The organism is Pseudomonas sp. MIACH (genome assembly GCF_001269925.1).
GTDB lineage: Bacteria > Pseudomonadota > Gammaproteobacteria > Pseudomonadales > Pseudomonadaceae > Aquipseudomonas.
Map to the genome: position 1 here is coordinate 63,926 of NZ_LHVO01000027.1, position 14,921 is coordinate 78,846.

A 14,921-nucleotide genomic window follows, 5' to 3' on the forward strand; every position below is an offset into this window, starting at 1 on the left:
GTGTCGTGCCTGTGGGTATTGCCCTTCCCGCAGCGCTTGCCAAAGCATAATCAAGGAATCGCCCATGAGCGCCAGCACCACCGCCACCTTGCGTCACGATTGGTCCTTAGCCGAAGTCAAAGCGTTGTTCGTGCAACCGTTCAATGACCTGTTGTTCCAGGCGCAGACCGTGCACCGCGCGCACTTCGATGCCAACCGTGTCCAGGTGTCGACCCTGCTGTCGATCAAGACCGGCGCCTGCCCGGAAGATTGCAAATATTGTCCGCAGTCGGGCCACTACAACACTGGCCTGGAAAAAGAAAAGCTGATGGAAGTGCAGAAGGTCCTCGAAGAGGCCGCCCGCGCCAAGGCCATCGGTTCGACCCGTTTCTGCATGGGCGCCGCCTGGAAACACCCATCGGCCAAAGACATGCCCTATGTGCTGCAGATGGTCAAAGGCGTGAAAGCCATGGGCCTGGAAACCTGCATGACCCTTGGCCGTCTCGACCAGGATCAGACCGAAGCCCTGGCCCAGGCTGGCCTCGATTACTACAACCACAACCTCGACACGTCGCCGGAGTTCTACGGCAGCATCATCACCACCCGTACCTACAGCGAGCGCCTGCAAACCCTGGCCTACGTGCGTGAGTCGGGCATGAAGATCTGCTCCGGCGGCATCCTTGGCATGGGCGAGTCCCTCGACGACCGCGCCAACCTGCTGATCCAGTTGGCCAACCTGCCGGAGCATCCGGAGTCGGTGCCGATCAACATGCTGGTGAAAGTCGCCGGTACACCGCTGGAAAACGCCGAGGACATCGACCCGTTCGATTTCATCCGCATGCTCGCCGTGGCGCGCATCCTGATGCCGCAATCCCACGTGCGGCTGTCCGCCGGCCGTGAAGCGATGAACGAGCAGATGCAGGCCCTGGCGTTTTTCGCCGGTGCCAACTCGATTTTCTACGGCGACAAACTGCTGACCACTGCCAACCCGCAGGCCGACAAGGACATGCAACTGTTCTCGCGCCTGGGCATCCTGCCGGAAGCCCGTGAAGAGCACGCCGATGAAGTCCACCAGGCGGCGATTGAGCAGGCGTTGGTAGAGCAGAAAAGCAGCGAGCAGTTCTACAACGCCGTTGTTTGATTGAAATGCGGTTCAAGTGTGGGAGAGGGCAAGCCCCCTCCCACCTGTTTTGACCGAGTTGAACCTGCCACCCCGAGGCCTGCATGTCTTTTGATCTCTCCGCGCGCCTCGCTGCCCGCCGTGCCGAACACCTTTACCGTCAACGCCCGCTGCTTCAGAGCCCTCAAGGCCCGGAAGTGGTGGTCGACGGCCAAGCCCTCCTGGCGTTCTGCAATAACGATTACCTGGGCCTGGCCAATCACCCGCAAGTGATCGAGGCGTGGCGCGCCGGGGCGTCCCGTTGGGGCGTGGGCGGCGGTGCTTCGCACTTGGTGGTCGGGCATGCCACGCCGCACCATGAGCTGGAAGAGGCACTGGCCGATCTCACTGGCCGCCCGCGTGCGTTGCTGTTTACCACCGGCTATATGGCCAACCTCGGTGCGGTCACGGCGTTGGTGGGGCAGGGCGATACGGTGCTGGAAGACCGTCTCAACCATGCTTCGCTGCTGGATGCCGGTTTGCTGTCCGGTGCGCGCTTCAATCGCTACCTGCACAACGACACGACCAGCCTGGCCAAGCGCCTGGAGAAAGCCAGCGGCAATACGCTGGTGGTCACCGATGGCGTGTTCAGCATGGACGGCGATCTGGCCGACCTGCCGGCATTGGCCCGTGAAACCAGGGCCAAAGGCGCCTGGTTGATGGTCGATGATGCCCATGGCTTTGGTCCGCTCGGGGCTAATGGTGGCGGGATCGTCGAGCATTTCGGCTTGAGCCAGGATGACGTGCCGGTCCTGGTCGGCACCCTGGGTAAGGCGTTCGGCACCGCCGGGGCATTTGTGGCGGGCAGTGAGGATTTGATCGAGAGTCTGATCCAGTTCGCCCGGCCGTATATCTACACCACCAGCCAACCGCCGGCGCTGGCCTGCGCCACCCTTAAAAGCCTGGAATTGCTACGCACCGAACATTGGCGGCGCGAGCACCTCAACGGCCTGATTCGTCAGTTTCGCCAGGGCGCCGAGCAGCTTGGCTTGGACTTGATGGACAGCTTTACACCGATCCAGCCGATCCTGATCGGCGACAGTGCCACAGCCATGCGCCTGTCGCAGATGCTGCGTGAGCGTGGCCTGATGGTCACGGCGATCCGCCCGCCCACCGTGCCTGCCGGCAGCGCGCGTTTGCGCGTGACCTTGACCGCAGCCCACAGCGAGGCGCAGGTGCAGCTATTGTTAAACGCATTGGAAGCGTGTTTCCGCTTGCTTGGCGCCACGGAGCCCGACCATGCGTGATCGACTGATCTTGCTGCCCGGCTGGGGCCTCGGCGTATCGCCGCTGGAGCCATTGGCCGCCGCCTTGCGTGGCCTGGACGAACACCTGCAGGTGCAGATCGAGCCGTTGCCGGCGCTGGATTCCAGCGACCTTGATGAATGGCTCGACGAACTCGACGCCACGCTGCCCGACAACGCCTGGCTGGGCGGCTGGTCCCTGGGCGGCATGCTTGCTTCCGAGCTGGCGGCCCGGCGCGGCGAGCGTTGCTGCGGCTTGCTGACCCTGGCGAGCAACCCGTGTTTTGTCGCCCACGACGGCTGGCCCCACGCGATGCCCGCCGAGACTTTCGATGCATTCCTGGCTGGCTGCCACGCCGATTCCCAAGTCACCCTCAAGCGCTTCGGCCTGTTGTGCGCCAAAGGCGCCGAAGACCCGCGCGGACTGTCGCGCCTGCTGGTCAGTGGCGCGCCGAATTCAGCGTCCAGCGTGTTGATGCCCGGCCTGGAACTGTTGGCCCAACTGGATACCCGCGAAGCCTTACTGGCCTATCGTGGCCCACAGTTGCATCTGTTCGCCGGCATGGACGGATTGGTACCTGCCGAAGCCGCCAGCGACCTGCTGACGTTGCTGCCTGATGTAGAGGTCGGCCTGATTGAACAGGCTGGTCACGCTTTTCTTCTGGAAGACCCCCACGGTGTGGCGGGGGCCATCCAGGCTTTTTTGCATGAGTGCGTTGATGACTGATTTATCCCTTCCCCCACTGCCGGGCGCCTTGCCGGACAAGCGCCAGGTGGCGGCGTCGTTTTCCCGTGCGGCGGCCAGTTATGACAGCGTCGCCGAGTTGCAGCGGGCGGTGGGGCATGAACTGCTGGCCCGTCTGCCCTCAGCGTGTGCGCCACGGCGTTGGCTGGATATGGGCTGCGGCACGGGGTATTTCAGCCGGGTGTTGGGTGAGTTGCTGCCGGCCAGCCAAGGTGTGGCACTGGATATTGCTGAAGGCATGCTTGATCACGCACGGCCTTTGGGCGGTGCTGAGCATTTCATCGCGGGTGATGCCGAGCGTCTGCCGTTGAAGGCTGGCAGCTGCGGGCTGATTTTCTCCAGCCTGGCAGTGCAGTGGTGTGCGGATTTTGAGGCGGTGCTCAGCGAGGCGTATCGCGTGTTGCAACCGGGTGGGGTGCTGGGGTTCGCCAGTTTGTGCGTCGGCACGTTGGATGAGTTGCGCGAAAGCTGGCGGGCGGCGGACGGCCTGGTGCACGTCAATCGCTTCCGCACCTTCGAGGCGTACCAGCAGTTGTGCGCGGCCAGCGGTTTGCGGGTGGTCAGCCTGGAGCGGCGTGCCCATGTGTTGCATTACCCGGATGTGCGCAGCCTGACCCATGAGCTCAAAGCGCTGGGTGCGCACAATCTCAACCCGGGCCGCCCCGGTGGGTTGACGGGCCGTGCGCGGATTGTTGCACTGGTAGACGCCTACGAGCAGTTCCGTCAGGTCGAGGGACTGCCGGCCACTTATCAAGTGGTGTACGCCGTCCTGGAGAAGCCCCTATGAGCGCCGCCTATTTCATCACCGGTACCGATACGGATGTCGGCAAGACCACCATCGCCGCAGGTCTGTTGCATGCCGCGCGGCTTGCCGGCAAAAGCACCGCGGCTGGAAAACCCGTGGCTTCCGGTTGCGCAGTTACGCCCAAGGGGCTGCGCAACGCCGATGCTCTGGCGCTGCTGGCCGAATGTTCATTGCCGTTGACTTATGCCGAGGTCAATCCGGTGGCGTTCGAACCCGCCATCGCCCCCCATCTTGCCGCGCGCGAGGCAGGCGTTGCGTTGACGGTGCAGTCGTTGTTGAAACCCATGCAGCAGATCCTGGCGCGTCAGGCGGACTTCACCCTTATCGAAGGCGCCGGCGGTTGGCGCGTGCCGCTGGCCGACCAGGACAACCTGTCGGACCTGGCCATGGCGCTGCAATTGCCGGTGATCCTGGTGGTGGGCGTGCGCCTGGGTTGCATCAGCCATGCCTTGCTGACTGCCGAAGCCATCGCCCGGGACGGTTTGTCCTTGGCCGGTTGGGTGGCGAATATCATCGACCCCAAGACCTCTCGTCTGGAAGAAAACCTCGCGACCCTGGCCGAACGCTTGCCCGCGCCGTGCCTGGGCCGAGTGCCCAAGCTCAAGCACGCCAGCGCCGAGGCGGTGGCAGAGTACCTGCAGCTGGACCTGCTTGACTGATTCTGGCTATCGACAAGGCATTATGCCATTAGTGTTTTTAACGGGCTTTTTGCCAGCATGTCTGCTTCAATTCAACTTCACGATTCTCTAAAGGCAGGTTAAAGCCATGGAAATCTCTGGCAGCAGCGCGTTTTACTCGGGGCTGAGCACTATTCAGGCCGGGCAGAGCCGTGTCGACCAGGCCGCCGGCAGAATTGCCAGCACCGCGACCACTCAGCCGTCGGACGCACAGAGCGACCGGCTGCAAGCCAATGACCGCGCCCAGCCGACGAATTCGGCGAGCAATATGGTGGAAATGGCCCAAGGCAAGTTCCAGGTGGAGTTGGGCGCCAAGGTCGCCAAGGCTTCAGACGAAATGCTCGGTACCCTGATCGACACCTTCGCTTAACCCCTCTTTCGTCTGACCGGCTTCTTCCTGAGGCTGGTCACCCCTGTGCAATCCTCCATTTTCTTCTGAACCGCTTGTGGCCTCCCGCCGCAGGCCTCGCCATGCCTGCCATTGACCCGCGTCATGACAAACGGTGTCTGGACGACGCTTGACATCCCCAGGTCGTAAACGTATGTTTCAAACACCTGTTTGACCGCCATAACAAATCCACGCGGTTGTTCATTCCAGATACATCAGCAGAGGTTTATCGCTATGCCTGACTACAAGGCCCCCTTGCGTGATATTCGCTTCGTTCGTGACGAACTGCTCGGCTATGAAGCGCACTATCAGAGCCTGCCGGCTTGCCAGGACGCTACCCCGGACATGGTTGACGCCATCCTCGAAGAAGGCGCCAAGTTCTGTGAGCAAGTGCTGGCACCGTTGAACCGCGTGGGTGACATCGAAGGGTGCACCTGGAGTGAGTCTGGCGTTAAAACCCCTGCTGGTTTCAAAGAAGCCTATAAACAATTCGTCGAAGGCGGCTGGCCAAGCCTGGCCCACGACGTTGAGCACGGTGGCCAAGGCCTGCCGGAATCCCTGGGCCTGGCCGTGAGCGAAATGGTCGGCGAAGCCAACTGGTCGTGGGGCATGTACCCGGGCCTGTCCCATGGTGCGATGAACACCATTTCCGAGCACGGCACCCCTGAGCAGCAAGAGGCTTACCTGACCAAGCTGGTGTCGGGCGAATGGACCGGCACCATGTGCCTGACCGAGCCACACTGCGGCACCGACCTGGGCATGCTGCGCACCAAGGCCGAGCCTCAGGCCGACGGTTCCTACAAAGTCTCCGGCACCAAGATCTTCATCTCGGCCGGTGAACACGACATGGCCGACAACATCGTCCACATCGTGCTGGCCCGCCTGCCGGACGCACCGGCCGGTACCAAAGGCATCTCGCTGTTTATCGTGCCGAAATTCCTGCCTGAAGCCGATGGTTCGATCGGTGCGCGCAACGCAGTGAGCTGTGGTTCCCTGGAACACAAGATGGGTATCCACGGCAACGCCACGTGCGTGATGAACTTCGACGCGGCCACCGGTTTCCTGATCGGCCCGGCGAACAAAGGCCTGAACTGCATGTTCACCTTTATGAACACCGCGCGCCTGGGCACCGCGCTGCAAGGCCTGGCCCACGCCGAGATCGGCTTCCAGGGCGGCCTGAAATATGCCCGCGATCGCCTGCAGATGCGCTCCCTGACTGGCCCGAAAGCGCCGGAAAAGGCCGCTGACCCGATCATCGTGCACCCCGACGTGCGCCGCATGCTGCTGACCATGAAAGCCTTCGCCGAAGGTAACCGTGCGATGGTGTACTTCACTGCCAAGCAAGTGGACATCGTCAAGTACGGCACCGACGACGAGGCTAAAAAACAGGCCGACGGCCTGCTGGCATTCATGACCCCGATTGCCAAGGCGTTCATGACCGAAGTCGGTTTTGAATCCGCCAACCACGGCGTGCAGATCTATGGCGGCCACGGCTTTATCGCCGAGTGGGGCATGGAGCAGAACGTTCGCGACAGCCGTATCTCCATGCTGTACGAAGGCACCACCGGCATCCAGGCGCTGGACCTGCTCGGCCGTAAAGTGCTGATGACCCAGGGCGAAGCGCTCAAGGGCTTCACCAAGATCGTGCACAAGTTCTGCCAGGCCAACGAAGGCAACGAAGCGGTCAAGGAGTTCGTGACACCGCTGGCTGCGCTGAACAAAGAGTGGGGCGAGTTGACCATGAAGGTCGGCATGGCCGCGATGAAAGACCGTGAAGAAGTGGGTGCCGCCTCGGTGGATTACCTGATGTACTCCGGTTACGCCTGCCTGGCTTACTTCTGGGCCGACATGGCGCGCCTGGCTGCCGAAAAACTGGCTGCCGGCACCAGCGAAGAAGCGTTCTACACCGCCAAGCTGCAAACCGCGCGCTTCTACTTCCAGCGCATCCTGCCGCGTACCCGTACCCACGTGGCTACCATGCTGTCGGGCGCCAGCAACCTGATGGACATGAAAGAAGAAGACTTCGGCCTGGCTTACTAAGCCTTACCGGGTTCACCTGAAACCGTCGCTTCCTGTGGGAGCGGCGGTTTTTTCATGGGGGGATAAAAAACACAGTGCAGCATTCAGGGATTGCCGTCGGCTGCCGTTACAGTGATGGCAATGTGATACACGACGGACAGGTTGTGTTTAACTGTCAGAATCAAGGCACAGTGCCATCATCTTTTGCGGGTCGGAGTTTTACCCTTGTCACGCGTGTCTGCTTTACGTTTCAGTCACTTTCTTCCTTCGTTGCTGCTGTTGCTGGCCGGGCTCTCGGCTGCGTACGTCAAGGACCTCAGCGTCTTCTTCACCTCGCTGTTCAACGTATTGCCGACGCTGGTGCTGTTGCTGGGTGGTTCTTACTGCGCGGTTTACCGTCGTCAGCGTGAATTGTTCCTGATGATCACGGTGTACATCGCCTACTTCCTGCTCGATACCCAGACCGACTTTTACCGCGACAATGGCCGCGTGCGCGAAGACGCGGCCGTGGTGTTTCATCTGTGTTGCCTGCTGTTGCCGCTGCTGTTCAGCATCTACGCGCTGTGGCAGGAGAAGACTCACCTGTTCCGCGACTTCGTTGCCCGTTGTGCGGTGCTGCTGGCAATCGGCAGCGTGGCGCTGGCCCTGGAGCAGAGTTATCCCCAGGCCGTGCTGAACTGGCTGGCGGAGATCCGCTGGCCGGCGCTGCATGGCACCTGGATGAGCCTGATCCAGCTGTCGTATCCCATGTTCCTGATCGGCTTCCTCACCCTGGCGGCCCAGTACTGGTATCAGCCGCGCCCACTGCATGCAGCGCAATTGGTGGGATTGCTGGGGTTGTTCTGGATGCTGCCGCAAACCTTCATCCTGCCGTTCACGCTGAATATCATGTGCAGCCAGGTGATGCTGATGATCGCTGCCGGCGTGGCGCACGAGGCGTATCAGATGGCGTTCCGCGACGAACTGACCGGCCTGCCGGGGCGCCGTGCCCTGAATGAACGCATGCAACGGCTGGGGCGCAACTATGTGCTGGCGATGACCGACGTCGATCACTTCAAGCGTTTCAACGACACCCATGGCCACGATGTGGGTGATCAGGTGCTGCGCCTGGTGGCGAGCAAGCTGTCCAAGGTCAATGGTGGCGGGCGTGCCTACCGCTACGGCGGTGAAGAGTTCGCCGTGGTGTTCGCCGGCAAGACGTTGGATGAGTGCATGCCGCACCTGGAGGAAATCCGCGAGATCATCGCCAACTACGACATCAAGCTGCGCAATTCGGACCGGCCCCAGGATGATCAACAAGGCCGTCAACGCCGGGCGGGCAGCGGCGCGTCGAGTGTGTCGGTGACAGTCAGCATCGGCGTGGCCGAGCGCCAGATCGACCAGCGCACGTCCGAAGAGGTGCTCAAGTCCGCAGACCAGGCGCTTTACGCCGCCAAGGGCGCGGGGCGTAACTGCGTGGTCGCGGCCGGGCAAACCCGCCGTGGCGCGGTGCGCATGCAGGGCGCTGCCGGTTGAGTAATGGCGGTGTATTCAGCGTCTCGACAATGATTGTCCGAGGCGCTGGCCGGCAGTAGGTTGAAAGGATCTGCTGCCGGAGACATCGCCATGCCTGAGTACAAAGCTCCCCTGCGCGACATGCGCTTTCTGATCGACAACGTGTTTGATTTCCACGGCCACTACGCTGCGTTGGGCGCGACGGATGCCAGCCCGGACATGGTCAGTGCAATCCTCGAAGAAGGCGCGAAATTCTGCGAGAACGTGCTGTCGCCACTCAACCGCAGTGGTGATGAAGAGGGCTGCCATTTTGACAATGGCGTGGTGACCACGCCCAAGGGCTTCAAGGAAGCCTTCGCCCAGTACGTCGAGGGCGGCTGGCACGGCGTGGCGGCAGACCCGGCCTACGGTGGCCAGGGCCTGCCGCAATCGTTGGGCCTGGTGCTCAGCGAGATGATCGGCTCCAGCAACACCTCGTGGGGCATGTACCCGGGCCTGACCCACGGCGCGATGTCGGCGATCCACGCCCACGGCACCGCAGAGCAGAAGGCCACGTTCCTGAGCAAACTCACCGCCGGCGAGTGGACCGGCACCATGTGCCTGACCGAAGCCCATTGCGGCACCGACCTGGGCCTGATCAAGACCCGCGCCGTGCCCCAGGCGGATGGCAGCTACGCGATCACCGGCAGCAAGATCTTCATCTCGGCCGGTGAGCACGACATGAGCGCCAATATCATCCACCTGGTGCTGGCCAAGCTGCCGGATGCGCCGGCGGGCACCAAGGGTATCTCGTTGTTTATCGTGCCCAAGTTCCATGTCGATTCGGCTGAGCGCAATGCGGTGCACTGCGGCTCTATCGAGCACAAGATGGGCATCAAGGCCTCGGCCACCTGCGTGCTCAACTTCGACGGCGCCAAGGGCTTCTTGATTGGCGAGGCGAACAAAGGCCTCAACTGCATGTTCACCATGATGAACCACGCCCGCCTGGGCACCGGCATGCAGGGCCTGTGCAATGGCGAGGCGAGCTTCCAGGGCGCGATCAAATACGCCAACGACCGCCTGCAAATGCGTGCGCTGACCGGCGCCAAGGCCCCGGAGAAAGCCGCCGACCCGATCATCGTGCACCCCGATGTACGGCGCATGTTGCTGACCATGAAAGCCTTCAACGAAGGCAACCGCGCACTGACCTATTTCACGGCGCAGTTGCTCGACACCGCGCACCTGAGCCGCGACGCCGGCCAGCGCCAGGAGGCCGAAGACCTGTTGGCGTTCCTCACTCCCATCTGCAAAGCCTTTATGACCGACACTGGGCTGGAGGTGACCAACCACGGCATGCAGATATTCGGCGGCCATGGCTACATTCGTGAGTGGGGCATGGAGCAGTTGGCGCGCGATGCGCGGATTGCGCCGATCTACGAAGGCACCAACGGTATCCAGGCCCTCGACCTGTTGGGGCGCAAGGTGCTGGGCAGCCAGGGCAAGCTGCTGCGCGGCTTTACCAAAATCGTGCATAAGTTTTGCGCGGCGAATGCCGAACATGCGCAGCTCAAGGGCTATGTGGTGCAGCTCAATCAACTTAATCAGGAATGGGGCGAGCTGACCACCCAGGTCGGTATGGCGGCTATGAAGAACCCGGATGAGGTCGGGGCGGCGGCTGTGGATTACTTGATGTACAGCGGTTACATCATCCTCGCCTACCTATGGCTGCGGATGGCCATTGCAGCGCTGGCGCACGATGACACTGAGTTTGCCAAAGCCAAGCTTGCCACCTGCGATTTCTACTTCAAGCGCCTGCTGCCACGTACCGCAACCCATCGTGCCGCCGTGGAAGCGGGCAGCGAATGCCTGATGAGTCTGCCTGCGGAGTCGTTCGCGCTGTGATGACTCAAAAATACCAGCCAGTCACAAGTGGACCCTATGTGTCTGAAAAGTTGTTCGGGTACACTCGGAGCCTGTAAAACCGATCCCATCGAATCACTTTTCACGTTCTCACGAGGTTTGCCATGGCTGATTACAAAGCGCCGCTGCGTGATATGCGCTTCGTCCTCAACGAAGTCTTTGAGGTCGCCACCACTTGGGCCCAATTGCCGGCATTGGCAGACACCGTTGACGCCGAGACCGTAGAGGCCATCCTCGAAGAAGCCGGCAAGGTCACCGCCAAATCCATCGCCCCGCTCAGCCGCGGTGGCGATGAGCAGGGCTGCCGCTGGGATAACACCGCGGTGTTTACCCCGGATGGTTATCCACAGGCCTACAAAACCTATGCTGAAGGTGGCTGGGTCGGCGTCGGTGGCGATCCCGTGTTTGGCGGCATGGGCATGCCCAAGGCGGTGTCGGCCCAGGTTGAAGAGATGATCAACTCGTCGAGCCTGGCGTTCGGCCTGTACCCGATGCTGACCTCCGGGGCCTGCGTGTCGATCAACACTCACGCCAGCGAAGAACTCAAGGCCATCTATCTGCCGAAGATGTATTCCGGTGAGTGGGCCGGTTCCATGTGCCTGACGGAAGCACACGCCGGTACCGACCTGGGGATTATCCGCACCAAGGCCGAGCCGCAGGCGGACGGTTCCTACACGATCAGCGGGACCAAGATCTTTATCACTGGCGGTGAACATGACCTCACCGACAACATCATTCACCTGGTGCTGGCCAAGTTGCCGGACGCACCGGCCGGGCCCAAGGGGATTTCGCTGTTCTTGGTGCCGAAGTTCATGGTCAACGCCGACGGCAGCCTGGGGGCGCGTAACCTGGTGAGCTGTGGCTCCATCGAGCACAAGATGGGTATCCAGGCGTCTGCGACCTGCGTGATGAATTTCGACGAAGCCGTGGGTTACCTGGTGGGTGAGCCCAACCGTGGGTTGGCGGCGATGTTTACCATGATGAATTACGAGCGTCTTGGCGTGGGTATTCAGGGCCTGGCGTCCGGCGAGCGTTCCTACCAGAACGCGATTGAATACGCGCGCGACCGCCTGCAAAGCCGTTCGCCGACCGGCGCCCAGGCCAAAGACAAAGTGGCCGACCCGATCATCGTCCACCCCGACGTGCGCCGTATGCTGCTGACCATGAAAGCCGCGAACGAAGGCGGCCGCGCGTTCTCCACCTATGTGGCGACGCAGTTGGACATCGCCAAGTTCAGTGAAGATGCCGCTGCCCGCGAGCGCGCCGATAACCTGGTGGCGTTGCTGACGCCGGTCGCCAAGGCGTTCCTCAGCGACCTGGGCCTGGAAACCACCGTACTCGGCCAACAGGTATTTGGCGGCCACGGTTACATTCGTGAGTGGGGCCAGGAGCAACTGGTGCGTGATGTGCGCATCACCCAGATCTACGAAGGCACCAACGGCATTCAGGCGCTGGACTTGATGGGGCGCAAGATCGTCGGCAGTGGCGGTGCGTTCTACACCCTGTTCGCCGACGAGATTCGCCAATTCATCGCCTCGGCGGCACCTGGCCTGGCTGAGTTCACCAAGCCGCTGAGCGCGGCGGTGGACAACCTGGATGAACTGACCGCCTGGGTGCTGGATCGCGCCAAGACCAACCCCAACGAGATTGGTGCGGCCTCGGTGGAGTATTTGCATGCGTTTGGATACATGGCCTACGCCTATATGTGGGCACGCATGGCTAAGGCTGCGTGGGGCAAAGAGGCTGAGGAAGACTTCTATGCCAGCAAGCTTGGCACCGCGCGCTTCTACTTTGCGCGGCTGCTGCCGCGTATTCACTCGCTGAGTGCGTCGGTAAAAGCGGGGAGTGAATCACTGTTTTTGCTGGATGAGGCACTGTTCTAAGGGGTTGGAGGGCGTGTAAGCATTCTCTTACATGACGTACTGCTAATCGTCCTCTATCGCCAAATTGGATCCACGGATAATCTACTTCACATGGACGTCGCGCAGGAAGCGCAAAGCAACAACACGGACACGTAGGATTCTGCCAGGATGGCGGAGTGAAATGGATGTCAGGGAAACAGTCTGCAAAGCCCCGCTTCGGCGGGGTTTTCTTTTGCCCGCAGAAAAGTCAGGGAGTCGTCTGTGGGGCATTCATGACGTCTTCCAGCAAGGTGCGCAGTAACGCCACCGTCGCCTGCTGGCGCTGTACATCGCGACACACCAAGCCTACTTTGAGCGGCACCCTGGGTTCACTCAAGGGTTTCCATAGCAGCAACTGGCTGTTGTGTTCATCCTGGGAACGTCCCGGCAATACTGTGGCGAGTTGGGTATGGGGCAAGCTGTCGAGAATCCCTACCATGGTATTCAACTCCGCCTGCACTTGCGGCCGCCGTCCTAGGTTGGCTAACTGGCCCTGCCAGATCTGTCGAACCTGAAACTCTTCCCCCAGCAGCAACATCGGCAATTCGGCCGCCTGTTTCAGCGAGACTTTCTTGAATTCGCGCAGGGGATGGTCCTCGGGGATGACCACCTTCAATTCATCTTCGTACAACAACACGCCATGCAATCCCGGCTGGCGTGGCGGCAGGTAGCTGATGCCGATGTCCAGCGAGCCGTTAAGCAACCGCCGTTCAATCTCAAGCCCGGTCAATTCGTAGATCTGCACCACCAGGTGCGGCTGAGCCTTGCGCACGCGCTCGAGCATTTGCGGGACCAGGCTGGTGTGCACGGTTTGCAGCACGCCGATGGCCAGGGTGCGCATGGCCTGGCCCTTGAAGTTACGCAAGGCTTCGACGGCTTGCTGCATGCCGTCGATCAGCGGCAAAGCGTGGTTGTACAACGTATGGGCGGCCAGGGTGGGCAGCAGGCGCTTGCTGCTGCGTTCGAACAGGCTTACATCGAGGTTCTGCTCCAACTGGCGGATCTGTTGTGACAGTGCCGGCTGGGAGATCGACAGGCGTTCAGCGGCACGGCCCACATGGCCTTCTTCATACACCGCGACGAAATAACGCAGTTGCTTGAAATCCATAAGACTTACTTATCGAAAAAGCTGGAAAATCGAAATGGCCGTTGGCCCCCGAGACGCCTAGTCTAGCGCCTATTCGCAGGGCTTACAGGGCCGGATCGGGCAATGAATAGCGTTTATGTTGATGGCGTTTACATAGGCAAGGCAACACACCCCCAGGCAGTGGTTGCCGGAAAACCCGACCAAGGTCCGGTTGCCAATGGGGGGCGGTTGTGAACCTCTTCAATATGCGTCGCCCCGTACCCAGCCTGGACGACCTGGTTCTCGACGCATCGCCTGATGCGCTGTCCAGCGAGGCGTTGATGCCCACCGTGGTCCGGCCTGCCCAGGTCTTCGTACGCGGCCAGGGCTCCTGGCTGTGGGACAGTGATGATCGGGCCTACCTGGATTTCAGCCAGGGCAACGCTGCCAACAGCCTCGGCCACAGTCCGCAGGTGTTGATCAAAGCCCTCGCCGACCAGACCCAGGCCCTGATCAATCCGGGCATGGGGCTGCATAACCGCGCTCAACTCAATCTTGTCGACCGCTTGTGCCATCGCACCGGCAGCGACCAGGCCTACCTGCTCAACAGTGGCGCCGAGGCCTGCGAAGCGGCGATCAAGCTGGCGCGCAAGTGGGGCCAGCTGCATCGCGGCGGGGCCTACCGCATTATCAGCGCCAGCAATGGTTGCCATGGGCGTAGTTTCGCCGCACTGGCGGCGTCAGCGGGCCCCCTGGAAAACCGCTTTGAGCCGCAATTGCCAGGCTTCAGCCACGTGCCGTTCAACGACCTGCCGGCCCTGCATGCCGCGGTCGATGCGCAGACAGTGGCCATCATGCTGGAGCCGATCCAGAGCGAAGCCGGTGTGATCCCCGCGACGGAACATTACCTCAAGGGCGTTGAACGGCTGTGCCGCGAACTGGGGATCCTGCTGATCCTCGACGAAGTACAAACCGGCCTCGGCCGTTGCGGCACCTTGCTTGCCGAACAGCAGTACGGCGTACGTGCCGACATCATCACCCTCGGCAAAGGCCTGGGCGGTGGCGTGCCGTTGGCGGCGCTTCTGGCGCGCGGCAACGCCTGTTGCTTCGACGTGGGAGAGTTGGAAGGCACCCATCATGGCAACGCGCTGATGGCATCGGCCGGGCTGGCGGTACTTAATACGGTGCTGGAGCACAGTTTCCTGGAACACGTCCGTGAATCCGGTCTTTACCTGGGCGAAGGACTTGCCCGTCTGGCCTACCGTTACGACCAGGGCCCATTGCGCGGCCACGGCCTGATGTGGGGCCTGACGCTGTCGGATGATTCTGCTGATGCAGTGGTAAAAGCCGCCCTGCACGAAGGCCTGATCCTCAACGCCCCGCAACCTGACTGCCTGCGCTTCACCCCGGCGCTTACGGTGAGCAAAAGCAACATCGACGAAATGCTCCTGCGCCTGGCCCGCGCCTTCTCCCGCGTGCGCACCGCCCAGTTGCAATGCCGCAAGGGCATCGCCGTTTAACCCACTTTTCTGAACCGTCTCGCGG

12 protein-coding genes are annotated in these 14,921 nt (G+C 61.6%); 11 read left to right on the top strand and 1 reads right to left on the bottom strand.

Translation table 11 applies throughout. The annotated features are described in order from the left end of the window. Positions 1 to 64 precede the first annotated feature (64 nt). From bioB to AD670_RS09740, 10 genes are all read left to right on the top strand, one after another. The gene (gene bioB / locus AD670_RS09690) at positions 65 to 1,120 is read left to right on the top strand and encodes a biotin synthase BioB (RefSeq protein ID WP_010207025.1); all 1,056 of its coding nucleotides are present in this window, start codon (positions 65 to 67) and stop codon (positions 1,118 to 1,120) included. Positions 1,121 to 1,203: 83 nt separating this feature from the next. Continuing rightward, positions 1,204 to 2,385: an 8-amino-7-oxononanoate synthase gene (gene bioF, locus AD670_RS09695; RefSeq protein WP_053131047.1), complete on the top strand. Its 1,182-nt coding sequence runs from the start codon at positions 1,204 to 1,206 to the stop codon at positions 2,383 to 2,385. Next, positions 2,378 to 3,109 carry an alpha/beta fold hydrolase gene (locus AD670_RS09700; protein ID WP_053131050.1) on the top strand — a complete coding sequence of 244 codons (732 nt, stop codon included), beginning with the start codon at positions 2,378 to 2,380 and terminating at the stop codon, positions 3,107 to 3,109. The genes bioF and AD670_RS09700 overlap by 8 nt, the downstream gene beginning before the upstream one ends. Beyond that, entirely contained in the window at positions 3,102 to 3,914 is an 813-nt protein-coding gene (bioC, locus tag AD670_RS09705; RefSeq protein WP_053131052.1) for a malonyl-ACP O-methyltransferase BioC, read from the top strand. Before AD670_RS09700 ends, bioC begins: the two co-directional genes overlap by 8 nt. After that, on the top strand, positions 3,911 to 4,591 hold the full coding sequence (gene bioD / locus AD670_RS09710; RefSeq protein ID WP_053131054.1) for a dethiobiotin synthase: 681 nt from the start codon (positions 3,911 to 3,913) through the stop codon (positions 4,589 to 4,591). Before bioC ends, bioD begins: the two co-directional genes overlap by 4 nt. A gap of 106 nt (positions 4,592 to 4,697) precedes the next feature. After that, entirely contained in the window at positions 4,698 to 4,979 is a 282-nt protein-coding gene (locus AD670_RS09715; RefSeq protein WP_053131056.1) for a hypothetical protein, read from the top strand. 252 nt (positions 4,980 to 5,231) lie between these two features. Further along, complete coding sequence (locus AD670_RS09725; RefSeq protein WP_053131060.1) at positions 5,232 to 7,037, top strand: phenylacyl-CoA dehydrogenase; 1,806 nt, start codon at positions 5,232 to 5,234, stop codon at positions 7,035 to 7,037. 204 nt (positions 7,038 to 7,241) lie between these two features. After that, positions 7,242 to 8,531 (top strand): diguanylate cyclase, encoded by a 1,290-nt coding sequence (locus AD670_RS09730; protein ID WP_053131063.1) that lies wholly within the window; start codon positions 7,242 to 7,244, stop codon positions 8,529 to 8,531. 90 nt (positions 8,532 to 8,621) lie between these two features. After that, complete coding sequence (locus AD670_RS09735) at positions 8,622 to 10,391, top strand: acyl-CoA dehydrogenase C-terminal domain-containing protein (protein ID WP_053131066.1); 1,770 nt, start codon at positions 8,622 to 8,624, stop codon at positions 10,389 to 10,391. Between the two features lie 122 nt (positions 10,392 to 10,513). After that, on the top strand, positions 10,514 to 12,292 hold the full coding sequence (locus tag AD670_RS09740) for an acyl-CoA dehydrogenase C-terminal domain-containing protein (RefSeq protein ID WP_053131069.1): 1,779 nt from the start codon (positions 10,514 to 10,516) through the stop codon (positions 12,290 to 12,292). 226 nt (positions 12,293 to 12,518) lie between these two features. On the opposite strand, the gene AD670_RS09745 is transcribed toward AD670_RS09740, so the two are convergent. Beyond that, entirely contained in the window at positions 12,519 to 13,418 is a 900-nt protein-coding gene (locus AD670_RS09745) for a LysR family transcriptional regulator (RefSeq protein ID WP_053131072.1), read from the bottom strand. A 209-nt stretch (positions 13,419 to 13,627) separates the two neighbouring features. Here AD670_RS09745 and AD670_RS09750 point away from each other — a divergent pair, with 209 nt between their 5' ends. Then, the gene (locus AD670_RS09750; RefSeq protein WP_053131073.1) at positions 13,628 to 14,896 is read left to right on the top strand and encodes an aspartate aminotransferase family protein; all 1,269 of its coding nucleotides are present in this window, start codon (positions 13,628 to 13,630) and stop codon (positions 14,894 to 14,896) included. The last annotated feature ends 25 nt before the right edge of the window (positions 14,897 to 14,921 follow it).